The following is a 26,812-nucleotide window of genomic DNA, read 5'->3' on the forward strand; positions in this document are numbered from 1 at the left end:
TTATTTCTACAAGAATAGTCCAACGATGGTTGCTGAAAGAATAGATACCAGCATGGACCCAGCTAAAAGCTTCATTCCAAATTTAGAAACAATGACAGCTTTTGCATTATCAATCCCTTTTACCGTACCTGCGATAATACCGATAGAAGAGAAATTGGCAAAGCTTGTTAAGAATACTGTTACGATACCAACTGTTTTTTCAGATAGTTGATCCAGCAATGGTTGTAATTCTAACATTGCTACAAATTCGTTTGTTACAATTTTTGTACCCATAATCGATCCAGCTTGGACAACCTCGCCTGGCGCAATCCCCATTAGTATACCTAGAGGAGAAATAATATAACCAAGAATTTCCTGCAGGGTAATTCCTGCGAAAATAGCTTGTATAATCCAGTTAACCAGTTCTAATGAGGCGATAAAAGCAATTAACATTGCAGCAACAATCAATGCAATTTTTCCACCTTCTAATGCACCATTTCCCATTGCTTCAAAAATACTTTTATCCTGACTGACGTCTGAAATATCCACTTTGTCTTCTTCCTTTGGAACGTTTACAGGAGCAATGATTGAAGCAATCATCAGGCAGCTGAACATATTCAACGGCAAAGCAACCAAAACATATTCTGGAGGCAGCATTTGAATATACGATCCAACGATAGAAGCTGATACGGAACTCATTGCCGAGGCACAGACAATAAATAAACGATTTTCATTTAAATGGTGAAATTGCGAGCGTATTGCAATCAAAGCCTCAGATTGACCGAAGAAAACACTATTTACACCGTTAAATGATTCAATTCGAGGTAATCCTGTTATTTTGGAAATAACAGCTCCAATATACTTAATAATGATTGGAAGAATCTTTAAATAAGTAAGAACGGAGAGTATTGTTGCAAAAAAGATTATTAAGAGAAGCACATTGAAGAAGAACACGCCGCCCTCTGCCAATTCAAATCCGCCTAATACAAATCCAATTCCTTCTTGTCCAAATTCAATCAACTTATTGAACAGGTTTGAAATCCATCTGATAATGTTTTCACCAATGGGCGTGGAAAACATAAACCATGTAATAAGTAATTGTATAACTAACATAATACCAATGGCGTAGAAGTTAATTCTTTTCTTATCATTCGACATTAAAAACGCTAAGCCGAGTGTAATGATAACTGCCAAAATTCCCAACAAAATGTCCATATTACCGCCTCCTCCACATTTTTCCTGTAAACGCTTTATCATATATAACAAAAAAATTCACAGAAAAAATTTCAATTCTACATATTAAAATAATACAAAAACATTGCAATCCCTAAATAAATAAATGTAACTATTTAATTAAGAGCTCCCATTCAATTACTATCATATTAGTAATTGAAAATAATTTCAATGCTTGGAAAAGAGAATTAATAATTAAAAAAATTAGAAATAAATTGTAATATTTAGGATGAAAACGCTTTTTATGTCATATTAATTAAATCATATTTAATATTTCCTAATAGCTTCAGAAAATACAATATCGAATTTTCTGCACCGATCAGAATCTGGAACCATTTTGGCTTCTTTATGATTTCCTAAGCCGCAAGAAGCTGCGCTCGTTGCTGGACGTTCGAGCCATAACCTGACAACATTGGTAATCGCACCCCCAAGGTAAGAGCTCTTTCTTATTCAAAAAAAGCCTTGATACGAGCTAATATACTCGTATCAAGGCTTGTTCTTTTTTTAACCTTCCAGCAATAAATCATACGGATCTTCAAGCATCTGTTTAATTCGAACAAGGAATTGTACTGCTTCTTTACCATCAACAATACGGTGGTCATAGGATAATGCAATATACATCATTGGACGTACTTCAATCGAATCATCCGGCATTGCGATCGGACGTTTAATGATATTATGCATTCCCAAAATACCTACCTGCGGTGCATTTAAAATTGGCGTAGACATCATGGAGCCGAATGTACCGCCATTTGTAATTGTGAAAGATCCACCTTGCAGATCATTTAAGGATAATTTATTATCACGTGCTTTTTTACCCAAATCAACGATATCCTGTTCAATTCCTGCGAAGTCCTTCCGATCTGCGTCACGAACAACCGGAACAACAAGACCATCATCTGTGGAAACAGCAATACCAATATCATAGAATTTCTTAATAACCAATTCATTGCCTTGAATTTCTGCATTAAGAAGCGGGAATTCTTTGAGTGCTCCAACCACAGCTTTTGCAAAGAAGGACATAAACCCAAGCTTCACGCCATTCTTTTCTAAGAATTTATCTTTCCGTTGCTTACGAAGCTCCATAACAGAAGTCATGTCAACTTCATTAAATGTTGTTAACATTGCTGTATTATGCTGTACCTCTACAAGATTTTTAGCAATCGTTTGACGGCGGCGGGTCATTTTAACGCGTTCTACCGGTTTATCAAACTCGGTTTTCTCTGATTTAGGCTCTTCTTTTTTCGCCGGCTTGGATGGTGCAGACTCATTTTTAGGTGCATTATTATGTGCAGTAACATCTTCCGGACGAACTCTGCCCAGAGGATCACGGGTCTGTACTTCACTTAAATCAATACCCAATTCACGTGCACGCTTTCTTGCTGCAGGTGAAGCAATGACATTACCATTATTTTGCTCAGGTGCAGCTTCCTGCTTACTTTCTCCGGCAGATTCTTTTTTAGGCTCTTCTTTAGGAGCTTCCTCTTCTTTTTTACTTTCTTCATTACCAGAAGATGCCCCTGCTTCTCCATTTTCATCCAGCTTCCCGATGGTATCACCTACAGAAACATCTTCTCCTTCCGCGCTGATGATTTCAGTAACAACACCTGTAAATTCTGAGTTTACTTCCACATTTACTTTATCTGTCTCTAACTCGACAATAGCATCGCCCTTTTCTACTTTATCGCCCTCTTTTACAAGCCATTCTGCTATTGTTCCTTCTGTGATGGATTCCGCTAATTCAGGTATCTTAATTTCCTGCACTTGATTTTCCTCCTTCAAATTCGCTTAATGCTTGGTCAATAATATATTTATGAGCTGTTTTATGCACAGTAGGAATACCTCCAGCCGGTGCTGCACGCTTCGGTCTGCTGATAACATGTAATTTCTGGTCATCTTCAAGAAGTTCTCTTAAATAGTCGTCTACAAAGTCCCATGATCCCATATTTTTTGGTTCTTCCTGTACCCAGACAATTTCTTTTAAATGAGGAAGTTTTTTGATTTCTTCCTGAATCGCTTTTTTCGGGAATGGATAGATTTGCTCTACACGCAAAGAACGAATCCAATCGCAAGCTTCTTCTGCTTCTTCCATTTCCCCTTCAATATCAATCATAATTTTCCCGCTGCCTAATAATAGACGAGTTGCTTTCTCAGGATCCGTATCAAAATATGGCTGTTCACGTAATGTTTTAAATCCGCCGCTCGTAAACTCTTCGGCACTGGAAGCCATCTTATAATCTCTAATCAGACTGCTTTTCGGTGTCATCAAAATCAATGGACGCGCCTCTGGACGGGAACGCATCGCTGCCTGACGGCGAAGAAGATGGAATAACTGTGCAGATGAAGTCACATTAGCTACAATCCAGTTATTTTCCGCAGCCATCTGCAAGTAACGTTCTAAACGTGCACTTGAATGTTCTGGCCCCTGTCCCTCATAACCATGAGGAAGTAACAGCACCATATTTGATTTTTCGTTCCACTTTGCTCTTGCCGAAGCAATAAATTGATCAATAATAACCTGACCGGCATTAGCAAAATCACCAAATTGCGCTTCCCAAATAACTAGGGTATTTGGCGAATAGACACTATAGCCATATTCAAAGCCTAAAACTGCAGCTTCTGATAATGGACTGTTCCGGACATCGAAGGATGCTTTCACATTAGATAATCCGTGCATCGGACTATATTTTTCACCTGTTTCCACATCATGAAGGACAACATGACGATGAGCAAAGGTTCCACGCTCTGTATCCTGACCTGTCAACCGGATTGGAGTGCCGTCTTTTAATATGGATGCAAATGCTAAAGCTTCTCCTGTGCCCCAGTCAGCTTTATTGCCTTCTTTCAGTGCATCTTTTCTGCGCTGCAGGATTCTTTCTGTCTTCTTAAATCCTTTAAAGCCTTCCGGGCGCTCCAGGAGCTCTTCATTTATTTTCTGTAAAGTCTCTAAATCTACTGCTGTTTCAAATTGGTCTAATCTATTAGAAAGTACTTCCGGCATTGACTTCGGCTGAGGTTCACCAATTTCACTTTCTGTCATTCCTTTATAAATATCAGAAAGTCTTGTTTCAATCTCATTTTTAATTTCGTCAAATTCCCCTGATTCCAATAATTTTCTTTCTTCCATCGCACGTGCGAATAGCGTTGCTACCGATGGATGATTATCAATTTCACTGTATAATTGAGGCTGTGTTGTTCTTGGTTCATCCATTTCGTTATGTCCATAACGGCGGTAACCTACTAAATCAATTAAAACGTCTTTATGGAATTTTTTTCGATACTCGCAAGCTATTTTAATAGCGGAAATACAAGAAATCGGATCATCTGCACTTACGCGGATAATTGGGATTTCAAAGCCTTTTGCCAAGTCACTTGCATAGCGTGTCGAGCGTCCGTCTACACGATCTGTTGTGTAACCAAGCTGGTTATTAGCGATAAGGTGTACGGTTCCGCCAGTTGTATATCCCGGCAAACCGCTGAGATTAAGGGTTTCAGCAACCACGCCTTCTCCGATAAAAGCGGCATCTCCATGAATTACCAGCGGCATCGATTTGTTAATATCTCTGGCAGGATAACCGCTTACTTCCCGTTCATCCTGTGCTGCTCTTGCAAATCCTTCTACAACCGGATTTACAAATTCAAGATGCGATGGATTATGAGCAAGTGTTATTTTAGTATTTACTTTACTTCCATGTATAACTTCTTTTTCTGCTCCGAAATGATACTTTACGTCTCCAGTCCACCCATAGTTAATTGCTTTTGAACCTTCTGACGGCATTAATTCCTTATCTCTTGTGTAGTTAAACTCGGAAAAAATCTTATCATACGGTTTTTTCAATACATTCGCAAGTACAGCCAAACGGCCGCGGTGAGCCATTCCCATCATCACATGTTCAATATTATCTTCATTTGCATATTTTACGAGAAAGTCAATCATTGGAATCATAGATTCAAGGCCTTCGATAGAAAAGCGCTTTTGACCGACAAATGTTTTATGAAGGAATTTTTCAAAACCTTCTACTTCAGATAAACGTCTCAGAATATCCTTTCTCTCTTCCTGGTCAGGATCAAATCTAGCATTACCTTCTTCAATTAAATCAAAGAGCCAGGTACGTTCGTCATCATTATTTACATGATCATATTCAAACGTGATCGTACCTGTATAATATTTCTTCATCAGGTTAATAACGTCTAAGCCTGTTTTGACTCCTTCTTTTTCCCGTTCCCAGATCCAGGATGCCGGGATGTTTTTTAAATCCTCTTCTGTCAAACCATAATGCTTTAAGCTTAACATTTGGGAAGGAGCACTTTTATATCCACCGACCGAATAGATGTCAGCATCTGTATGACCGTAACGTCGAATAGCCTCAACAAGTTTGATTGCTGAGGTTAATTTCGTCACATCAAGATTTTCTGATACACCAGCATTAAAAGGCGTCTGTTCATTACTGATAGGGCTGATTACTTCTTCCCCTGTCATCCAGGCAGGCGCTCCATGTGTATCAAACAATGATTTTATAGAAGATTCAACTTGCTCCGGATCTTCTTTGTACAATTCATATTGCTGTTCCAAATACCCCGCATTTTGTCCGTGAAACTGTCCCCAAAATCTTTCCGCAGACTCTTCATTTCCTGGCACGACTGATACCCCCATTGAATTAACTAATCCGTTCATGAAAACGGTTCAAATTATTTGTAATAAGATTGATTTCTTTACATCAACTAATATACATGATTTTTAGTGAGGTTACAAGGAATCGGAACCGATTTATTGGGATAATTCGACATTCTCCATGAATCTGAAAAAATACATCTTTCCTGCTTATTTTTCAGACTTTTCTTTATAATTGTTCAAGTGATTTTTATGTATGAAAAATCATTTATTTTTTAACCGGTTAATGACAATAAGGACAGAATTGCTTCTCTACATAAATAAATATAGGAATAGTTCACAATATGTGATTTTTCCGTTATAATAAGGACAAATTATTAAATAAAACTTCATTCTGCCGGGAAATCAATGGTTCTGCAGAATGAAAAAAAAGCGTATCCATATTTCCAAATAAAATATACCGCTTTTCTTTTTAATGTAAAATTGGGTACCATCACTACATAAAAGGAGGAATCATATTATGAAATTAGCATTACTCATGGGTGTTATTGTTACATTCCTCGTTTCCTGCTTCACAGCCGGCTACGAATCAAAACCAGGTGTACCAAAAGAAGACCAGCGTACTTGAGAACCAGTATAAAGCCTTTAAGATTTGTTTATAATTAAAAAAGATGCCTCCAATTAAGTGGAGACATCTTTTTTAATGTAATTTTGGAAACCCCTGCTGTCTTAATGCTTCATAGATTATAATGGAAGCTGTATTGGAAAGGTTTAATGAACGAACCTCGTCATTCATGTGAATCCGCAGGCATCTATCTTCTTTACCTGTCAGCAGTTCACGCGGGATTCCTGTGGATTCTTTTCCAAACACAAAAAATTGATCTGTATCTACAGGTGAAAAATCAAAATCTGTGTAATATTTTGTGCCAAAGTTTTCTATATAGTAAAAACTTCCTTCTGGATAGGTTTTATACAAATCTTCTATCGAGTTATATTCTTTTACATCGACATGCTCCCAATAATCCAGCCCGGCGCGGCGGACCATTTTACTATCCGTTGAAAAACCAAGCGGATGTATAAGATGTAAAGTCGTTCCAGTTGCTAAACATGTTCTGCCGATATTCCCCGTATTAGCCGGGATTTCCGGTTCAAATAATACAACGTGCAAACTCACCATTCATTCTCCTTCAATTGCGAATTCTAAAAAACAAGTGCTTCTATTTCTATCTCTATTCAAAAATATATTATACACTAACTTATCTCAATGCGAAAAAACTTATATTGAATTTCCGGCGTCCAGGCTGCAGAATCCTCGTAAGACCAGTAGCGGTTACGGCTATTATTCGTATGTGCATTGACGAGCGGCATATTATCAGCGTCTTTTGCCACTACAATCGTTGTATGATTCCATCTGTCATCACCTTCAAAATCATAACAAATTACATCCCCGGGATTTAATTCTTCCGGCTGTTCAACCTCTACCCCTCTTATGCCTCTTTCCGAACCGTTTAAATACCATCTGAAAGAATGCGCCACAGACCAGCTGAAGCTCCATGAATCCTTTCCATACCACCAGCCGCGTTCCCTGACCGGCTCTCCCCACATCGGACCTCCGCCCGCACGCAGACATTGGGAGATATAATTCGTGCAATCATCTTCAAAACGGCGATATTCCGGATTGAAGCTGTTCCACCAGCGTTCAGCATATTTTACTGCTTCCAGCCGGTTATATTCTATTTGACGCTTGCTTTGCTTTATATTTTCCTGCTTTAATACAGGAAGCTGATTGCCGGTATTTTCTGCAGGAGGCTTTTCGATGTATTGATGCCTCCCCTCTCCATTCGATTTTTTCAAAAGCTGATAAGGGACGATCTGTTCTTCGGTATAAAAAAAGTCTCCCTGTTTCATTAAGTATTCCAGGTGTACTGCATATCCCGTATTTCTGGATGTATCGTAGGATCGTTTGCTTAAAACAATCCCCTTTCCCCTTATCTTTAAAATCTGTGCCTCACGCTTCTTGCAAAGCGTCTTCTTTTTATGCCACCAATCCTGATCTGCTTTATTTTGTCTGAAAAAATCCTGCCAATACGCTGTGATTTCGCCCATTAAAAATCGCCTCCTCGTCAAAGCTTATGCATAAAGGAGGCGAATTAGGTCATAGAAACAACGTGTCTGCCTGAGGCAAACTCTTTTTGAACACGCTCTTTACTTTACCGCCGTTGCAGACAGCGCATTTTCCATTTCATATTGCACTTGTTCATTATCTTCTTTTTCCAACGCTTTAGAGAGAGCTTCTCTTGCTGCATCGGTTCCTATTTTTCCTAGCGACCATGCAGCTGTGCCACGAATAACAGGCCTGGGATCATTTTTCATTACAGCAATTAAATCCTCTTCAGCAGCTGCTTCCTTATAATGGCCCAATGCTAAAATGACATTACGTTGAATCGGCTTTTTCCCTCTCCAGGAACCTGACATATGCCCAAACTTTTCTTTGAACTCGCGATTCGACAAATGGAGCATCGGTTTAAGCTTCGGTTTAACCAGCTCCGGATCAGGCTCTAATTCTTTATGAAAATGAGAGTCCTTTCCCCTGTTCCAAGGGCAAACCTGCTGACAGGTGTCACATCCGTATAACCGGTTTCCGATCTTATTACGGAATTCCTCCGGCAGAAAATCTTTTGTCTGTGTTAAAAACGCTATACAGCGCTGGGCATTCAGCTGCCCGCCCTGAACAATGGCACCTGTCGGACAGGCATCTAAGCAAATGGTGCAGTCTCCGCAGCCATCCTCTATCTTCTCATCAGGAATAAACGGAATATTAGTCAGCATTTCACCTAAATAAACAAATGAACCATACTCTTTTGTAATAATCGATGTATTTTTACCGCTGAAACCCACGCCAGCCCGCTCAGCGACGGCCCGGTCGCTTAATTCCCCTGTATCTACCATAGACTTGATGACAGCATCAGGTACTCTTTCTTTAATATATTCCCCAAGCTTATCCAACCGTTCCTGTAAAGCTGTGTGATAATCAATCCCCCAGGAAGCACGAGCAAAAATACCGCGCCTGTCTCCTTTTGTTCCTCTCGGTGTTTTCTCCATGCGTGACGGATAGGCGACGGCAATGGAAATAATAGACTTTGCTTCTGGAAGCAGCCTTTTCGGCTCGGTTCTTTCTTCCACGCTTCCTTTTTCAAAACCGGATTGATATTTTAACTCTTGCTGCCGTCTTAAACGTTCCTTCATTTCAGTAAAAATATCTGCTGTTGTAAAGCCAATTTTGTCTATCCCAATGGTTTTTGCATATGCTTGAATATCCTTTTTCAGTTCATCCACTTTCACCATACCGCCTCCTTTCTATCTACTATTTATCTCTGTCCATCCACTTTGGTTACTTCGATTACATTGGCTCATTTCATCAGAAACTTCCCTGTGCGCATCCGATTTAATACCGCTGCGATTTCATTTTTTCTCGGTCTTGCCAGATCTCCTGGATGTTTTCCATTGCTTTTAGTCAGTTTTTCCAACCCTTGCTCCATTTTATCATCTATATGCTGTATTAATGCTTCAAACGAAGAAAAATTCTTTCCTGCATTCCTGTAAAGATATTGAATGATTTCTGCGATCAATCTTGTTTGTGACGGGTCCACCAGCTGCTCGGTATAAGCAAAGGTGATCGGCTCTTTTCCAAATAAAATCTGAAATTGCCCCTTTGCCTGGATTTTAAATCTTCTATCTGCCTGTTTGGGAAATGTAGAAGCTGATAACTGCCGGTTCTTCAAATTGGTGAAATCTGCAGGTTCAACATTACTATGCGCAATAGGATCTTCCTTTATAATTTCTTTCGCTTTGGATGTGACATTCTTCGGCTTATATTCCTCCATCAAAATAACTGTGTCTGCCACGGCAAAATAATCTCCGGATCCTCCGGTTATTAAAATCACTGATTTATCTGCTTCATTCACCAGCTGTCTGATTCGATGGATAAAAGGTGTGATTGGTTCATTTTTATGATCAATCAGCTTTTGCATACGGCTGTCGCGAATCATAAAATTTGTGGCGCTTGTATCTTCGTCAATAAGCAGGGTTTCTGCCCCAATCTCCAATGCCTCCATTACGTTTGCCGCCTGTGACGTACTTCCACTTGCATTCGTTGTGGAAAAGGAAGTGGTGTCTTTCCCGTGAGGAAGATTGGAAATAAAAGGAGAGATGTTTACTGACGATATCTCTCTTCCATCTTCTGCTCTTATTTTAACAGCACTCGGGTCTGTACAGATAAATTCACGTCCATCCCCTTTGCAGTGAGGATAAACACCTCGTTCAATTGCCTGGAGCAAGGTACTTTTCCCGTGATAACCGCCGCCGGTAATTAACGTGACTCCTTGCTTAACTGCCATTCCTTTTACTATTTTACCATGAGGAAGCTCTAATTCCACTTCATCTTCCGGCGGGCTTTTAAAGGCTACTGCCCCTTCAGATGGCAGATCACTTACGCCGCTTTCCCTTGGTAAAATAGAGCTGTTGGCAATAAAACTCACCCACTTATTTTCTTTCATCGCTTTCCAAATTGCTTCCTGCTGATCTGCCAGCTGTACAGATTGCTGAATGTCTTTGTCCAGGATCTGAAAGGCTGAATTCTCTAATAAAGCAGGAATAACCTCATTAAATAATTTTACTGCTTCTTTTCCGTTAATCGAACGTCCATTAGCAGGTAAGCCTACCGATAAGCAAACAGTTATTTCCTTCTCTGTAATACTTACAGCTGTCCGTTCTAATATTTCCTGCCCAGGTCCATCAAAAGCAATCATACCGCTTTTGCCAGAACCTTTAATAAAAAATTTATTATGCTTCAATGCTTTGCTGATCACTCTTGCAAAAGCATCCTCCACTGCAATCCGGCGGGCTTTCGTTTTTAGCCATTCAGCCGCCACGTGACGTTCCTGCTCGGGAATTACCACTCTTATTCTTGAGGGGCTTGCAAATGGATCTCCTTGTACATAATCAATATGGAGCGTATAACGTGGATACGTATAGCTTCCTGCAATTTGCTTATATGCTTTGTAACTTTTCCGGTCCATTTGCAATAAACTATTTTTAAGATGATTCATACTAGCTCCTCCTATCTGTTTTGGTTCTTTTACTGCCTTCTCTTTTATAAACAGGTTACTATGTTTTAATGAAGTTAAACAAATATTTTATTAGGAAAAACCTGCATTTGTTCAATCTTATATATTCTTGTACAAAATAAAAACGCAACACTTCGTAGACTAAGTACGAAACACTGCGTTATCACATATGTATGGAGCGGGTGAAGGGAATCGAACCCTCATCATCAGCTTGGAAGGCTGAGGTTTTACCACTAAACTACACCCGCATGATTTTCATTTGTTTTTCAACGACAAAATTTATTATAGCAACGTATTTGATAAAAATCAACAATAAATTTAATTTTTTTCATGAAAAATTAATAGAAAATTAATATTTAGAAATCAAATAGAATAAGAATAATTTAAAATACTGCTGAATACACTTCTAAAATGCTGAAGTTTATCTTGTTATCTATTTACAATCATCTGGTCGCGTAATAAACTATTATTATGCTTCACGGAGAGGAGAATTTTAAAATGTCAGTATATTCAACTATTCTTACCCAATCAGAGTTTGTTGATAAGGATAGTCTCAGCTACCCATTCGAAGAAAGAGGATTACAGTTTGGTGATGGAATTTATGAGGTAATCCGCATTTATAAAGGAGAATACTATCTCCTGACAGAACATGTCGATCGTCTGTACCGTTCTGCCGAAGCCATCAAAATTAAAATTCCATATGATAAAAAAAAGATGACAGACCTATTACATCAATTAATGAAAAAAAATAATATGAAAAATGACGGAAAAGTGTATATGCAAATCACCCGTGGTTCAGCTCCCCGGGATCATACCTTCCCACATGAAGTCACGCCTAATATCTATGCATATCTCCAGGACCTGCCGCGAAATGAAAAAATATTGGAAAGCGGCGTGAAGACCATCTCTCAGCGTGATGTCCGCTGGGAAAACTGTTATATCAAAAGTTTAAATCTGCTGCCAAATGTTCTAGCAAAGCAGACAGCGAAGGAAAATAACTGCTATGAAGCTATTCTGCATCGGGATGGCGTTGTAACAGAATGCAGCTCTTCCAATATCTACTTAATAAAAGATGGAAAAGTATATACACACCCTGCCACTAATAATATCTTACACGGCTGTGTGAGGATGGCAGTGGAACGCTTCTTAAAAGCTGAAAATATTCCGCTGATTGAAGAAGCCTTTCATATTGAAGATATCCAGCATGCTGATGAAATGTTTTTATCCAGCAGTACATCAGAAGTATTGCCTGTGATCCAGCTTGATAATGTTGTCGTTGGTAATGGTGAACCCGGTGAAATTACCCGTACCCTGCAAAGGGCATATGAACAGGATGCTAAAATTACAGATAAATTAATTAAAAATTTATAATGCGAAACAGCTGTCTTTTTTAAAGGCAGCTGTTTTTATATAGAAAATATAAACTTTAGTGAACCACAGGTATGAAGCTAACTATTATTGATTCGCAACCCGAAATAGTTTAAACTTAAATACAGAAAGAACGAAATACATTTTTTAAATTCAGGAGGGGTATTATGACTGCATCAACAGCAAAAAGAGCGATTGCCGCAACAGATTTTCAGAATATTAAGGTTCTTAGTGAGCCGCAGTTTATTTCAGAAGATAAATACAGCTACGTCATCACATCTGTGAACGCAGATAAAGAATATGAATCACAGGTTTATGTACATAACCTTGCCAATGATTCACATAAGCAATGGACTTCAGGAAATCACCGAAACCATACTTTCTGTGTTTCTCCAAACAAGGAGAAGGCCTTTTTCCTTTCTAACCGCAGCGGAGCAGCTCAGATTTGGCTGACAGATATGGATGGCGGGGAATCGAAACAAATTACTACATTTCCAAACGGTGTCTTCTCGCCTATCTGGTCAGAGGATGGAAAGTCTATTTTATTCTGCTCCTACCTTGAAAAAGATGATGATATTTCTGCCTTAAAAGAATTAAGCAAAGAAGAAAAACAGGCAAAGCAAAAAGAAGCACAGACGAAGCCGCTCGTTGTTGACCGTCTGAGGTATAAATCAGATGCCCGGGGATTCCATGATGATTCCAAAACACAAATTATCCAATACGATTTAACAGCAGGTACCTTTCGTCAGCTGACAGACAACGAAGCTGATCATCATTTGGTCGATGTTTCTCCTGATAACAAAAATCTTATCTTTGCTGCTAATCTGGAGGAGGACGCCGATTCTTCACTGGTTTCTGATTTGTATTTACTTGAGCTGCAATCAAAGGAAATAACAAAATTAACAGACAGCAAAGGAAGCTATCACGGTGCAGCATTCTCCAGAGACAATAAAAAAATTGTTGCTTATGGACATGAATTTGAATATGCAGGTGCTACCTTAACAAAGCTATTCATATACGATGTGGATAGTAAAGAAAAAAAGCTCCTGTCCAGAGATTGGGGCGTCCAGCCAGGGGATACAATGGTTGCAGATATGCGTCTCGGCAGTTCAGAGACAGGCCCAGTCTGGTCTGATGATAACGAATCCATTTACTTTGTCGGATCAGATAATGGTGCCGTTTCTTTATATGAAACAGATTTAGAAGGCAATTTAAAAACACGCTACAGTGATCATAGTCATCTATTCGGCTTCTCCTATAATCCAGATACAAAAAGCTTTATATTAGGAGTCAGCCATCCGACAGATCCTGGTAATTTTTATAGGTTGGCTGCAGATAATACATTGGAGAAGCTGACAGATGTAAATAAAGAATTTGTCAGTGAAGTAGCTTTAAGCAGTCCGGAGGAGATTACTTTTACTTCAAGCGACGGTTTAGAAATACAAGGCTGGCTGCTCCATCCATACGGTTTCCAGGAAGGTAAAAAATATCCTTTTGTATTGGAGGTTCACGGCGGTCCGCATGCTATGTATGGACAAACCTTCTTCCATGAGCTGCAGCTTCTGGCAGCTGAAGGATATGTGGTACTTTATACGAATCCACGCGGCAGTCATGGCTATGGACAGGATTTTGTCAATGGTGTGCGTGAAAACTATGGTAAAGGAGATTATCAGGATTTGATGGAGGCAGTTGACTATTGCCTGGAACAGTATTCCTTTATTGATGAAAATCGCTTAGGTGTGACAGGAGGGAGCTATGGCGGGTTTATGACAAACTGGATCGTCGGCCATACAAACCGCTTTAAAGCAGCTGTTACACAAAGGTCTATATCCAATTGGCTGAGCTTCTACGGTGTCAGTGACATCGGCTTCTTCTTTACGAAATGGGAGCATGGCGTGAACTTACTGGAGGATCCGACAGAGCTCTGGGATATATCGCCGCTGAAATACGCAGAAAACGTGGAGACACCACTGCTTATTCTGCATGGTGAAAAAGACTATCGCTGTCCGATTGAACAGGGCGAACAATTATTTATCACCTTAAAACATTTAAACAAGGAAGTCGAATTTGTCCGCTTCCCAAATGCTAACCATGAATTAAGCCGAAGCGGTAATCCGGCGCTTCGGGTAGCCCGGTTAGAAAATATTTGCCGCTGGTTTGAAAAATATTTGTAATAATGAACCTGAAAAAATAGAGGCGACAGCTCCTGTCAGCCTCTATCTTTATGGTTTTTGGATATAATCCTTTTTTCCGTTTATTTACAAGGTGACACTGTCAACTTTATCGATTGTTTTTAAATATTCCTGTAGAGATTGAATATCCTCCTGCTTCAGATGCTGATACTTCCAGACAAGCTTTGCCGTTTCCAGGCTGGTAAAGTAAGGGATATTCAATTGAATACAAAGCTCTCTAAGCTGAAAACCGAATCGCTCTTTATCCCTTCCGATGCTTGGAATATTAATCACATATCCCGGCGGATCCTGTAAAAACAGCTTTTTGAGATCTGTTATTTCACGATCCGCTTTTATAGAAGAAATTTGTTTTGTCTTCAGATAAGCACTTGTTCCCTGCGTAGCAATGATTTCTGTTTTTTCAGCAATTTCCCGAATAAACGGGATGCTTTCTTCCTTATGGTGATCACTAATGGATACAAACCACTTTTTTGTGTTATTCAACTTTTGTTGAGAAGGTATGGCTGCTTTTCTAATTGCCTTTTCCAAAGTAACGTCCATTCCAATTGCTTCACCAGTTGATTTCATTTCAGGTCCTAAAATATGATCGACGCCTTTTAGTTTATTTTTAGAAAAGACAGGTGCTTTGACTGTATAATACTCCGGCTCTTTATAAGCAGAGAATTCCTTCATAAAGTTTTGCAGGGACTCCCCTAATTGCGCGTTTACTGCTAAAGCAACAAGCGGAATACCTGTTACCTTGCTTACTACCGGCACGGTACGGGAGGATCTCGGATTTACTTCCAGGACATATACCTCTTCCTGATAAATGACAAACTGGATATTCATCATCCCGACAATCGGCAGCTCTGCAGCAATTTTTTTCGAGATTTGATAAACTTGTTCCTTTTGCCGATCGGTTAATGTGATCGACGGGAATACGCTCGTACTGTCACCTGAATGAACTCCTGCTTTTTCGATATGCTCAAAAACCCCCGGAATAATCACATTTTCCCCATCACTCACTACATCTACTTCACATTCTAATCCCGGCAGATATGAATCCATCAATAATGGCCAGCACTGGTCATAGGTATCTGCCTGCACTCTCTCTACGTTACTGATTAACTCCTCTTTATTGTAGCAGACAAACATGGACTGACCGCCAATGACATAGGATGGACGGATTAAAACAGGATAGCCGAGCTGATGAGCTGCTGCCTTTACCTGTTCAGCATCATGCACAATTTCTCCATGAATATGTGCAATATTTAATTGCTCTAAAAAAGTATAAAATTGTTCGCGGTCTTCCATTTTATCCATATTTTCAGGGGTAGTACCTAAAACAGAAACCCCTGCTTCTGTTAACTGCCCCATTAAATTAATGGCCGTCTGCCCGCCAAACTGGATAAGAACTCCCTGAATCTGCTCTATTTCCATCACATGCAAAACATCTTCAAGCGTCAGCGGTTCAAAATAAAGACGATCTGCCACCGTATAGTCTGTGCTGACAGTTTCCGGGTTATTATTGATCATTACCGCTTCATAGCCGGCTTTCTGCAGAGCCTGCACGGCATGAACAGAGCAATAATCAAATTCAACTCCCTGCCCAATCCGGATTGGTCCAGAACCGATAACAAGTACTTTCTTTTTAGCAGACACGGGATGCACTTGATTAAAATCTGACCAGGTTGAATAAAAATAAGTGGAATTTTTACCCGATGTACCTGGACATGTATCGACAAAACGGTAATTAGGAGAAAGATCGTGATTTTTATAATATTGACGCAAAACTGCCGGCTGAATGTCAAATAACTGTGCCAGACGCACATCACTGATATTATACTGCTTTGCCTGTAATATTAATCCTTCTGTTACATCCTTCCACCCTATTGTTGATAAGTCTTTTTCCAGCTCTATCATAGCTGCAATCCTCTCTAAGAAATAAGGCTGAATTAAGGTCAGTTCAGACACCCTGGCAACAGAAATTTGGCGCCGGAAGGCCTCTCCAATTGCAAAGAGACGCAAATCATTCGGCTCTTCAAGCAGTGCGGTTAATTCTTCCTCCGATTTTTCTGTAAAAGCTGGCCAGTGCAGGGATTGGACATTCATTTCCAGCGATCGTACTGCTTTATTTAATGCTCCCTCGAAGGTTTTATCCAAGGACATCACCTCGCCTGTTGCTTTCATTTGTGTCCCCAGGCTGCGGTCTGCTTCCGAAAACTTATCAAATGGGAAACGAGGAATTTTCACAACTGTATAATCTAAATCAGGTGTAAAATGAAGATAGGTTGCCCCGCTGATCGGATCTACCAGTTCATCCAGATGATAGCCTACTGCGCATTTTGCTGCTACTCTTGCAATAGGATAGCCTGTTGCTTTAGATGCTAATGCGGAAGAACGGCTGACACGGGGATTTACCTCAATGATACAGTATTCATTCGTTTCCGGATGGAGGGCGAATTGAATATTACAGCCTCCAATCACTTCTAATGCACGAATAATTTTAATAGATGCGTCACGCAGTATTTTGCTTTGTTCTCCTGTTAATGTCTGAGCCGGAGCAACAACGATTGAATCTCCGGTGTGAACCCCGACCGGATCCACATTTTCCATATCACAAATAATTTGGCAGGCGTCACTTTCATCACGCATGACTTCATATTCAATCTCTTTCCAGCCTTTAATGCTGCGCTCTACCAGCACCTGATGTATCGGACTTAAGTGGAGACCTTTTGCTAACAGCTCACAGAATTCTTCTTTGTTATTCGCAAATCCTCCGCCTTCCCCGCCTAATGTATAGGCTGGACGGAGAATAACCGGGTAGCCAATTTGCGCAGCGAAAGATAGGCCATCCTCTATATTCGTCACAATTTGCGATTCAGAGATAGGCTCCTTGATGGCAATCATTAAATCTCTGAACTTTTCTCTGTCCTCTCCTTTTTGAATAGAGGCAATAGATGTTCCCAGTAATTCCACATTATATTTCTCCAAAATCCCTTTATCATGAAGCTCCATGGATAAATTCAATCCTGTTTGCCCACCCAAGGTTCCAATTAAGCCATCCGGCTTTTCTTTTTCAATGATTTTTTCGACCACCTCTACCTCTAATGGTTCTAAGTAGACCTGATCTGTGATAGCTTCATCTGTCATAATGGTCGCGGGATTGTTATTGATAAGAACGACTTCCAGCCCCTCTTCTTTTAACGCCAGGCAAGCCTGTGTTCCTGCATAATCAAACTCCGCTGCCTGCCCGATAACAATTGGCCCCGATCCTAAAACAAGCACTTTCTTAATCCCTGGATGTTTAGGCATATATTATTCTCCCTTCTCCTCTAAGTCTGCTGCTATAGCCGTTATCACTCCTATAAAAGTGAATAACTCTTCTTTCTCTGTTGTTAATGGAGGTAAAATACGCACAACATGCTCCCCTGCTGTTAAAACAAGAACCTGTTTTTCTCTTAATTTTTCGACCCAGACTCCGGCTTTATTTTCAACTTCCAGTCCGATTAGAAATCCCTTTCCTCTAACAGATTTTATTAATGGATTAGTTTCTGCCAGCTTTGTTAACGCTTCTGTTAACAGCAGGCATTTCTCCTGTAAATCTTCTAAAAATGCAGCATTTGTAATTTGCTCCAGTGTAGCCAGCCCTGCTGTCGCTGCCAAAGGATTTCCGCCAAAGGTACTGCCATGCGTTCCAGGAGAAAAACTTTCTGCCGCTTTATTTTTTGCTAATAATGCTCCAATAGGAAAACCAGAGCCTAAGCCTTTAGCCAAAGTAATTGCATCCGGTTCTATTTCATATTGCTCATATGCAAATAGAGATCCGGTTCTGCCGATTCCTGTCTGGATTTCATCAACCATAAACAAAATATCCGCTTCCTTGCAATATGCATATAGAGCTTTTACCCACTGTACATCTGCCGGATGAACCCCGCCTTCTCCCTGCACAAGCTCCAATAAAACACCCGCTGTTTTATCGGTATCTATTTGCTCAATTGCCTCCTGCTGATTAAACGGTAAATAAGTAAACCCGGGCGTTAATGGCGTAAAGCCGTTATGAATTTTCGTCTGTGCAGTTGCCGCCATTGTCGAACCAGTTCTTCCATGAAAGGAATTTGAAAAGGTAACGATTTCTGTTCTTTCCGGCTTCTGATGGTCTTTTGCATATTTTTTAGCTAATTTGATAGCCGCTTCATTCGCTTCTGCGCCACTGTTACAAAAGAATGCCTGGTCGAAGCAGCTTAAAGAAGCTAATTTCTCAGCCAATGCTTCCTGCTGAGGAATCCGGTATAAATTAGAAACATGCCATAAATTCTCTAATTGCTCTGATAATTTTTCCTGCACATAATCTGGTACATGTCCCAGACTGCATGTAGCAATCCCTGATGTATAATCAAGATATTTCACACCCTGATCATCCCATACATAGCTTCCCTTACCTTTTAAAATAGTAATTGGCAGGCGCTGATAGTTTTTCATTAATGCTGATGTTGTCATTGTACTAGACATGTTCTGCAATCTCCTTTTCTCTTAAAATAGTTCCTACCTTTTCACCATCTAAATATTTTAAAATATTATCAGGCTCCAGGCCGTTTAAAATCACAGATTCTTCTACGCCCCCCTTTAAACTTGCCAGTGCAGAGCGCACTTTGGGTATCATTCCGCCATAAATTACTCCCGAAGCTATCATTGCTTCCACATCATTCTTTGTTAAATGATGATGAATAATTTCTTTCTGGTTGATTGTTTCCATTACCCCGGGGATATTGCTGATTAGAACAAGCTTGCAGCCTAATGCCTCTGCTACAGCTCCGGCTGCTGTGTCACCATTAATATTTAAACGGCTTTCCCCTTCACCTGCTGCAATCGGAGAAATAACGGGGATGCCCCCCTCTTTCAGTATCATGTCAATCCAGGCTGTTTCCACTTTTGTGATTTCTCCCACTAATCCCAGCTTTCCATTATGAATAGGTTTAGCCTGCAGCAGCCTGCCGTCTACGCCGCTTAATCCGATTGCTTTTCCATTCTGTCCCTGAAATAAACCGACAATCCGTTTATTGATTGTTCCGCTCATAACCATCTGTGCTACTTCCAATACTTCTTCTGTAGTAACACGAAGACCATCAACAAAGGTACTTTCAATATTCATTTGCTTTAATGCCTGATTGATTTCCGGACCGCCGCCATGAACAATCACAGGATCACAAATCCCTTTTTCCTTCAAATCAATGAGCAGCTGATAAAAGGATTTCGGCAGCTCCTGTAATATACTTCCGCCTATTTTAAATACTGCTTTTGTCATTAAAACACCTCATGTCCGATAGGATGCATTGATTTTCACGTAATCATAGGTTAAATCACAGCCCCATGCTGTAGCTTTTTCTGAACCATCCTTAAGCCCGATAAAAAGCTGAACCGTATCCTTGACCAATTCTTCCACACAGTTTGGTTCATGGAAGGACAATAATTGGCCATCCTCAATAATACGCTCAGAGCCAATTGCAATGGATAGACTGTTCTTATCAAAAGGCACACCGCTTGCTCCTAGCGCACTGACAATTCTGCCCCAATTGGCGTCTTCTCCATAAATTGCTGTTTTAACAAGGCTTGAAGCAATCACAGCCTTAGCCATCTGCGCAGCCTGCTCCTCTGTCTCAGCGCCTTCAACAGTTACTTCTACAAGCTTTGTTGCCCCTTCTCCGTCTTTGGCAATCATTTTTGCCAGCTCCCGGCTGACAAATTGCCATGCCTCCATAAATCTGTTCCATTCCGGATGATTTTGATCAAGGGTGTTATTATTCTGCATTCCGTTAGCTAATATCAGCACCATATCATTCGTGCTGCAGTCACCGTCCACTGTAATACGATTAAATGTCTGATTAGTAGATTGCTTTAATCCCTGCTGGAGACTCTCTGCTTCCACCTTGGCATCCGTTGTAATAAAGGAAAGCATTGTAGCCATATTCGGGTGAATCATTCCAGATCCTTTGGCAGCTCCTGCAATCGTTATCGTCTTTCCATCTATTTCAACCTCAACAGCAATATGCTTGGTTTTCGTATCGGTCGTTAAAATTGCGTGTTCAAAAGCATCTGCATCTTTATTTTCATTAATCCGTGCTATTGCTCCTTTTATCACATCCATCGGCAGCATCTCACCAATGACACCAGTTGACGCTACAGCCACCAGAGAAGGATCAACCCCTATTTTTTCTGCAGTCAGCTGCTGCATTTGAACAGCGTCCTGATAGCCTTGCTCACCTGTATAGGAATTGGCATTCGCTGAATTCACAATAATTGTCTGCAGCTGAGCAGTTTGCTTTAATGCCTCCTGTGTAATCTGAAGTGGAGCAGCCTGAAACGTATTCTGTGTATAAACACCTGCAGCAGTTGCCGGAACTTCCGAATAAATCCAGCCAAAATCAAGCTTTGATTTGCGCAGTCCGGCATGAATACCTCCTGCTGTAAACCCCTTCGGCTGATCGATATGTGCATTCTCTATAATCTTAAATGGTTTTAATAAAGTCTGTTCCATTTATTCTCCTCCTAATTACGGGAATACCGGTATAAATTCCAATCCCATCGTCTCATCCCAGCCATTCATAATATTGGCGTTTTGAATTGCCTGACCGGCAGCTCCTTTTACTAAATTATCAATTGCTGATACAACAACAATGCTATTAGTTCTCGAGTCCACATATGCTCCAATATCACAAAAATTGCTGCCTGATACACCCTTCGTTGTCGGGAAAATTCCCTCCGGTAAAATCCGGACAAAAGATTTTTCCTGATAATATTCCTCAAGATAATTTAAAATAGAAGCTGTTGTTTCCTGATTTTTTATATCTGCATATATCGTACACATCAGACCTCTTGTCATTGGAATTAAATGTGTTGTAAATGATACTTTTAAGTCTTTTTCAGCAAACTTGGAAGCATATCGTTCAATTTCCGGAATATGCTGATGCTGCCCGATTTTATAGGGAATAACATTTTCATTTGTTGTAGAAAAATGTGTTTTCTCACTCAAGCCCTTTCCAGCTCCGGAAATTCCTGTTTTTGCATCAATACGAATTCCTTCCGTCTGGATCTTACCCCCGTCAATAAGAGGGATTAACGCTGATAAAGCAGCAGTTGGGAAACAGCCTGGATTAGAAATAATAGAAGCTGTTTTTATATCCTCTGTAAAAATATCACTGAGTCCAAACACCGCTTTTTCCGAGAATTCAGCCGGAGCAGGCTCTTTTCCGTACCATTCACTGTATTCCTCCCCTGTCAGCCGGAAGTCTCCCGATAAATCAATGCACTGAATGGAAGTGTCCTGAAAAGAAGGAATAATATTCTTAGCGACACCGGCCGGAGTTGCTAAGAATAAAATATCAATCTCTTTTTCCAGCTCCTCTAAATCTAGTGATTCCATCTTTTTAGTGATAATTCCCGATAAATGCGGATAAGTGGATGATAAATCCTCCCCTGCCTGTGATTGCGAGATAATTTTAGTAAGCTGGATTTCTTTATGTGATTGGAGGAGTCTTATAAGTTCAATTGCCCCGTAACCCGTTCCTCCAATAATTGCTGCTTTTTTCAATAACCTTCTCTCCCTTGTCTGAAAAATTAATTATTAATCATTATAAATTTTTATGTATGTTTATGCAAGGGAATTTATAAATATTAATTAAATTTGTTTAAATCACAAGTTTATATGTATAATAATTGCATAAAAAAAAGACATCGATCCTCTTTTGATGTGATCAATGTCCTTCTTAATTTCATTTTAAAATGTATTCTGTTTATTTAACCGGAATCCAGATTTCTGAATAATAATCCTCTTCAGAAGCATCACCATCCGAATACACTTCTAATTCTGGTGTACCTGCATGGTCATAATTGCTGGATGGAAACCATTCTGAAAATATTTGCTTCCACACTTTTTGAATAGCATCAGGCATTGCGCCGTGAACTTCAAATATCGCCCACTTAGATGCTGGAATCTCAGTGGCTTCGAATCTACCTGGTGTTTCACCCTGATAAGCTGTTCCAATCCAATAGTCGATGGATTTATCATTTTTATCATCACATACACCTATAACTCCTTGCACCGGTCCATTATTCAAACTGCTTAATAATTCATCGGTACCGTCTGTATGCGCCTTCTGCCACATTTCAGAAATCCCGGTCAGATTTTGTTCGTTCATTAATGAAAATTCTTCTCTTACTCCAATTACCTGAAATGCATCATGATCAATAATCTTGTAGTTCATAGGATTCTCCCCTTTTAAATTCACCTGAATAACCAGGCGATTATAAGATGTGAGGTTTCCTGAATGCTTCCGTGCTTCTCTTGGTGTAATTCCATGCTGTTTACGAAATGCCTTCGAGAAAGCTTCCGGGGTTTCATAACCATATTTGTGGGCAATATCTATAATCCTTTCATCTGATTTTCTTAACTCATTGGCTGCCAAGGTCAGACGTCGCCGCCGAATATACTCGGCAACAGTAATTCCTGTCATTACATTAAATGTCCTTTGAAAATGAAACACAGAAAAATTCGCCTGCTTTGCAATTTCTTCGATGGATAGCTCCTCCAGTATTTTTTCTTCCATATAGTTCAAAGCTGTTTGTATTGATTTCACCCACATCAAGTGACTCACCCCTTAATAACATCTTAGCAAGACCCTTTGCCGAAATCCTGTTCTTCCGTGCTCACCTTTGACAGATTTCACATGATTGTATAGGCAGCCATCTGCCGCATTTTCGCTAGTCTTCCTTTACAAAACGCTCTAAAAATGCATCCAAAGTTTTCTTATATAATTCTTCATCCTTCACAAAGGATTCTCCATGACTTGCTTCATCTACAAGTAAAAGCTCCTTCTCGCTTTTGGTATTTTCATAGAGCTCCTCCGTCATTTCTGTCGGTACAAAGACATCCTCTTTTCCATGAACAAATAAAATCGGCACTTCTGCCTTTGCAACCTGATCCAGTGCAGAAGCTTCCTTCAAACCATAGCCTGCCCGTATCTTTGTTACCAGACTGGTAGACGGAATAAATGGAAATGACGGCAGGTGGAACATCCGGTCAAGATGATAAGCGAACAGGTCATTTGCGTCTGTGTAAGAAGCATCTGCTACAATTGCTTTCACATTAGCAGAAAGCTCTTCTCCACTCGCCATTAATACAGTGGAGCCTCCCATAGAAACGCCGTGAAGTACAATTTCCGCGTCTTCGCCAACCCGATCGATAACCTGATCAATCCAGTTAATTAAGTCCAGACGGTCATGCCAGCCAAAACCGATATAATCTCCTTCACTTTCTCCATGCCCGCGCATGTCTGCAGTAAAAACATTATATCCCAGGTCCTCATAATAATGCTGGCCAAATAAAGACATATCCTTTCCACGGCCTAAGTAGCCGTGAGCGAAAATAACTACTTTCTTCGTCGGCTGTTTTGCCTCCAGATAATATCCCTGCAAGTCAAGTCCGTCAAAGGAAGTCTGATGCCATGTTTCAAACGGCTGTTCATCCGACCAGTCACGCCAATCGCCGTCCAATAAAACATCCAAAGTCTCAGCCTCAACCTCTAAATCTGTATTTCCGTTCAAAAAATCCTTTACATTACGCTCAACGGCGAGATTATAAAAGAAAACGGCAGCTGCAAAATTTATAATAAGGAGTATAACAACTACCCCTGAAATAATCCAAATCCATTTTTTCTTTTTCTTCACACCATGACCCTCTTTTCTATCTGTCTATCTTTCTATTTCATTATACAAGAAATTCACTTATGTATATAATCCAAGTTATGGGAGATATTATGACATTTTTATAGAATAGATAGGCATTTCTTAAGTCATTCATCTCTTAAATTCTCCTGATTTTTCATACCCTTAGATACATAAAAACGTAGAAGAACCTGTATGAATACACATTCTTCTACGTTTTATCAACTTTCTTAATTAAATATGACGTTTTTCCATTAAATGAATGCCGATTCCGGTAAATAAAACAGCCATCAATGTCAATATACTGATCGGCTGCAGAAGCTCCGTAAAAGAGTATCCATATACTGCCGCTCCTTGGATAATATCCAATCCATATTTAATTGGATTCAGTTTGGCTAAAAATAGTAAAACAGGATTACTGACAATTTCCAGCGGCCAAAATGCCCCGCCAATCATCGCTAAACTTACTGTAATAATGCTGATTGCTGCATTAAATTGCTCCACATTTTTAACAAGCGCTGTAATTAAAATCGACATAGCAACAATTGCTAAAGCATATGGAATTAACATCAGTAAAATTTCAATCATCTGATCATTGAAGGTAATCCCCCGCCAGAAATAGAAGACACTGAAAATAATTAAAATCTGTAGATATCCCTCGATAAAGCTGTACAGCAGATTAGCAATATACATTTCTGATTTTTTTACCGGCGATAAAATTATTCGGTCCCAGACACCCATCCGCTTCTCTGTTAAAATTTTCACTACTCCATATGCAATGGTATAAATTGCGAAAAATAATGCAAAGCCGCCGATACGATGAACATTATCATCGTATTTCCAGGATTCTTCCCCAGAAAAGCTATTTACAGTCAAATCGAATGTTCCATCAGATAATGTTTCTTTGTAGGCTGAAACAGCTTGATCTGCCTCCATCCCCGCTGCATCAGCTGCATCTCCGATTAACGTTTCCTGAATATCTGTTGTATATACCTTCTGAACCGTTTGTTGAATCAGACCAGCATTCGGTGATTCTACACCTACTAAAATATCAAACCGATTTTCATATAAAATGACACCCGTATCTGCTTCGCCTTCCCTGAGCTCTGCTTCTAACGTTTCTTTATCTACTGGATAAAATTGAAAAGCCTCCTGTTGTTCAAGAGAGCTCTGATAGCTGTCGGCCTCCTCTTCTACATATACCGGTACCGGAAGACCTCCTCCCCCGCCACCTACGTTCATAGATGAAATCACCCAAGCAAATACAATAGACATTCCTGTAAAAAGTAGGAAAGTAAATGGATTACGAATAAATTCACGTACCCGCGCTAAGAGTATCCCTTTCATCGTGTTGACCCCCTTTTTGGAAAGCTCATCGCAGCCACAATAATCATTACAACACCAAAGCTGATCATATAGATAAGATAATTGGCAACATCCTCCAAACCGCTCCCACGGAGTATTTGGATATAAGCACTCAATCCAGATCCGTTCGGCGTCAAATTACCTAAGTGCGCTATGGTTTCCGATAATTCTCCAATTGGGAAAAAGCTTCCTCCGATAAATGCTAAGATAGAGGTTACTACTCCTGAAAAAAATCCGATGATTGCATCTGATTTAAAACGGTAGCTGATAGCCGTCAATAAAACAGTAATTCCCCCTACAGCAATAGCATAAGAGATGGTAGTAATCAAAAATGTCAGAATGTCATTAAAACTAACCTGGAATACAAAATACGAAAAACAAAAGAGAAATAATAATTGAATAAAGGCAATAATCGTACCCGAAATTAAAATACTGAGGAAGTACAGCCACCTTGACATATCCCCGACAATAATACGATCAAATACCTGATCCTGTCTTTCTCTGGTTGCAAAGAATCCAATTGTGGAAGCAACATATAATCCGGTAAAGACAGCCATTGCTACGGTATAATAATCACGCGAAGAAATCGGCTCCATTTGATTAATTTGTGTTTGCTCCCCGGCACTTGCTGCAGCCTGCATTTCTTTCATGTCTACAGCAAGACCATTCTGCTGAAGGAAGGTCTGTGTTGTCAGATTCTCATCAAATTGTTCTAAAATTTGCGATAAGACAGATGAATAAATGCCATCCTCCTGATTGACATGCAACGTTATTTCAGGTCTTTCACCGCCTTGTTCAGAGATAATCTGCAACATATCATAGGTGAAGTTTTCCGGAACCTCGATTAGACCTGAATAGGAATCATCTGCAAGCACATCTGCTTTTTCATCTTCATGAATAACATTTAATTCGATCATTTCCTGCAAATCTTCCCCTTGAAAAATATCCTCTCTAAGCATCGTAATTATTTGCATATCTTCACTGTCACCAAAAGTCTCTGCCGGTACACCAAGCGCATTCATTTCATTAATAAATCGTTCTATCTGTTCCGATTCATCCTCATGCTCCAGCCAGGCTACTTTTAATTCAAGTTTTGGACTGCCACTTTCCATAAAGCCAGCCAATGCAATACTTAAAATAAGAATGAGTATAATCGGTAATCCCAAAAGTAAAAAAATTTGGACTGGATTACGCCATAGCAGGAGCAATTGTTTTTTAATTAATTGAAATAACATAGA

At 39.9% G+C, this 26,812-nt stretch carries 18 protein-coding genes and 1 tRNA gene; 2 read left to right on the plus strand and 17 right to left on the minus strand.

Annotation, left to right across the window (positions count from 1 at the left end):
• Positions 1 to 6: 6 nt before the first annotated feature.
• The 8 genes from BN1068_RS13445 to BN1068_RS13480 all read right to left on the minus strand — a co-directional run bounded on the left by BN1068_RS13445 (position 7) and on the right by BN1068_RS13480 (position 11,198).
• Positions 7 to 1,194: a NupC/NupG family nucleoside CNT transporter gene (locus tag BN1068_RS13445; protein WP_077603362.1), complete on the minus strand. Its 1,188-nt coding sequence runs from the start codon at positions 1,192 to 1,194 to the stop codon at positions 7 to 9.
• A gap of 522 nt (positions 1,195 to 1,716) precedes the next feature.
• Positions 1,717 to 2,976, minus strand: a complete 1,260-nt coding sequence (gene odhB / locus BN1068_RS13450) for a 2-oxoglutarate dehydrogenase complex dihydrolipoyllysine-residue succinyltransferase (RefSeq protein WP_077603363.1) — start codon at positions 2,974 to 2,976, stop codon at positions 1,717 to 1,719.
• A complete protein-coding gene (locus BN1068_RS13455; protein WP_139344836.1) occupies positions 2,963 to 5,851 on the minus strand; it encodes a 2-oxoglutarate dehydrogenase E1 component in 2,889 nt (962 codons plus the stop codon). The genes odhB and BN1068_RS13455 overlap by 14 nt, the downstream gene beginning before the upstream one ends.
• Before the next feature lie 673 nt (positions 5,852 to 6,524).
• Positions 6,525 to 6,998: a tRNA (cytidine(34)-2'-O)-methyltransferase gene (locus BN1068_RS13460; protein ID WP_077603365.1), complete on the minus strand. Its 474-nt coding sequence runs from the start codon at positions 6,996 to 6,998 to the stop codon at positions 6,525 to 6,527.
• Positions 6,999 to 7,075: 77 nt separating this feature from the next.
• Positions 7,076 to 7,930: an amidase domain-containing protein gene (locus BN1068_RS13465; RefSeq protein ID WP_077603366.1), complete on the minus strand. Its 855-nt coding sequence runs from the start codon at positions 7,928 to 7,930 to the stop codon at positions 7,076 to 7,078.
• Between the two features lie 99 nt (positions 7,931 to 8,029).
• Positions 8,030 to 9,166: a tRNA epoxyqueuosine(34) reductase QueG gene (queG, locus tag BN1068_RS13470; protein WP_077603367.1), complete on the minus strand. Its 1,137-nt coding sequence runs from the start codon at positions 9,164 to 9,166 to the stop codon at positions 8,030 to 8,032.
• A gap of 68 nt (positions 9,167 to 9,234) precedes the next feature.
• Positions 9,235 to 10,932: an ABC-ATPase domain-containing protein gene (locus tag BN1068_RS13475; RefSeq protein ID WP_077603368.1), complete on the minus strand. Its 1,698-nt coding sequence runs from the start codon at positions 10,930 to 10,932 to the stop codon at positions 9,235 to 9,237.
• A 192-nt stretch (positions 10,933 to 11,124) separates the two neighbouring features.
• Positions 11,125 to 11,198: transfer RNA gene (locus tag BN1068_RS13480), tRNA-Gly, on the minus strand.
• A gap of 250 nt (positions 11,199 to 11,448) precedes the next feature.
• Between BN1068_RS13480 and dat the strand changes: the two genes are divergently transcribed.
• Positions 11,449 to 12,321 carry a D-amino-acid transaminase gene (gene dat / locus BN1068_RS13485; RefSeq protein WP_077603369.1) on the plus strand — a complete coding sequence of 291 codons (873 nt, stop codon included), beginning with the start codon at positions 11,449 to 11,451 and terminating at the stop codon, positions 12,319 to 12,321.
• Positions 12,322 to 12,485: 164 nt separating this feature from the next.
• Positions 12,486 to 14,492: a S9 family peptidase gene (locus BN1068_RS13490; RefSeq protein ID WP_077603370.1), complete on the plus strand. Its 2,007-nt coding sequence runs from the start codon at positions 12,486 to 12,488 to the stop codon at positions 14,490 to 14,492.
• Between the two features lie 84 nt (positions 14,493 to 14,576).
• Here BN1068_RS13490 and carB read toward each other — a convergent pair whose 3' ends face one another.
• The 9 genes from carB to BN1068_RS13535 all read right to left on the minus strand — a co-directional run bounded on the left by carB (position 14,577) and on the right by BN1068_RS13535 (position 26,809).
• Positions 14,577 to 17,804, minus strand: coding sequence for a carbamoyl-phosphate synthase (glutamine-hydrolyzing) large subunit (gene carB, locus BN1068_RS13495; RefSeq protein WP_077603371.1), 3,228 nt, complete (start codon positions 17,802 to 17,804; stop codon positions 14,577 to 14,579).
• A 3-nt stretch (positions 17,805 to 17,807) separates the two neighbouring features.
• Positions 17,808 to 19,001 carry an aspartate aminotransferase family protein gene (locus BN1068_RS13500; protein ID WP_077603372.1) on the minus strand — a complete coding sequence of 398 codons (1,194 nt, stop codon included), beginning with the start codon at positions 18,999 to 19,001 and terminating at the stop codon, positions 17,808 to 17,810.
• Positions 18,994 to 19,794, minus strand: coding sequence for an acetylglutamate kinase (argB, locus tag BN1068_RS13505; protein ID WP_077603373.1), 801 nt, complete (start codon positions 19,792 to 19,794; stop codon positions 18,994 to 18,996). Before argB ends, BN1068_RS13500 begins: the two co-directional genes overlap by 8 nt.
• Positions 19,795 to 19,803: 9 nt before the next feature.
• Positions 19,804 to 21,024: a bifunctional ornithine acetyltransferase/N-acetylglutamate synthase gene (argJ, locus tag BN1068_RS13510; protein WP_077603374.1), complete on the minus strand. Its 1,221-nt coding sequence runs from the start codon at positions 21,022 to 21,024 to the stop codon at positions 19,804 to 19,806.
• 15 nt (positions 21,025 to 21,039) lie between these two features.
• On the minus strand, positions 21,040 to 22,077 hold the full coding sequence (argC, locus tag BN1068_RS13515; protein ID WP_077603375.1) for an N-acetyl-gamma-glutamyl-phosphate reductase: 1,038 nt from the start codon (positions 22,075 to 22,077) through the stop codon (positions 21,040 to 21,042).
• A gap of 202 nt (positions 22,078 to 22,279) precedes the next feature.
• Complete coding sequence (locus BN1068_RS13520) at positions 22,280 to 23,131, minus strand: AraC family transcriptional regulator (RefSeq protein ID WP_077603376.1); 852 nt, start codon at positions 23,129 to 23,131, stop codon at positions 22,280 to 22,282.
• A gap of 115 nt (positions 23,132 to 23,246) precedes the next feature.
• Positions 23,247 to 24,212, minus strand: coding sequence for an alpha/beta hydrolase (locus tag BN1068_RS13525; protein WP_077603377.1), 966 nt, complete (start codon positions 24,210 to 24,212; stop codon positions 23,247 to 23,249).
• Between the two features lie 231 nt (positions 24,213 to 24,443).
• A complete protein-coding gene (locus BN1068_RS13530) occupies positions 24,444 to 25,556 on the minus strand; it encodes an ABC transporter permease (protein ID WP_077603378.1) in 1,113 nt (370 codons plus the stop codon).
• Positions 25,553 to 26,809: an ABC transporter permease gene (locus BN1068_RS13535; protein WP_077603379.1), complete on the minus strand. Its 1,257-nt coding sequence runs from the start codon at positions 26,807 to 26,809 to the stop codon at positions 25,553 to 25,555. The genes BN1068_RS13530 and BN1068_RS13535 overlap by 4 nt, the downstream gene beginning before the upstream one ends.
• Between the last annotated feature and the right edge of the window lie 3 nt (positions 26,810 to 26,812).

Source organism: Oceanobacillus sojae, from assembly GCF_900162665.1.
Classification (GTDB): domain Bacteria; phylum Bacillota; class Bacilli; order Bacillales; family Amphibacillaceae; genus Oceanobacillus; species Oceanobacillus sojae_A.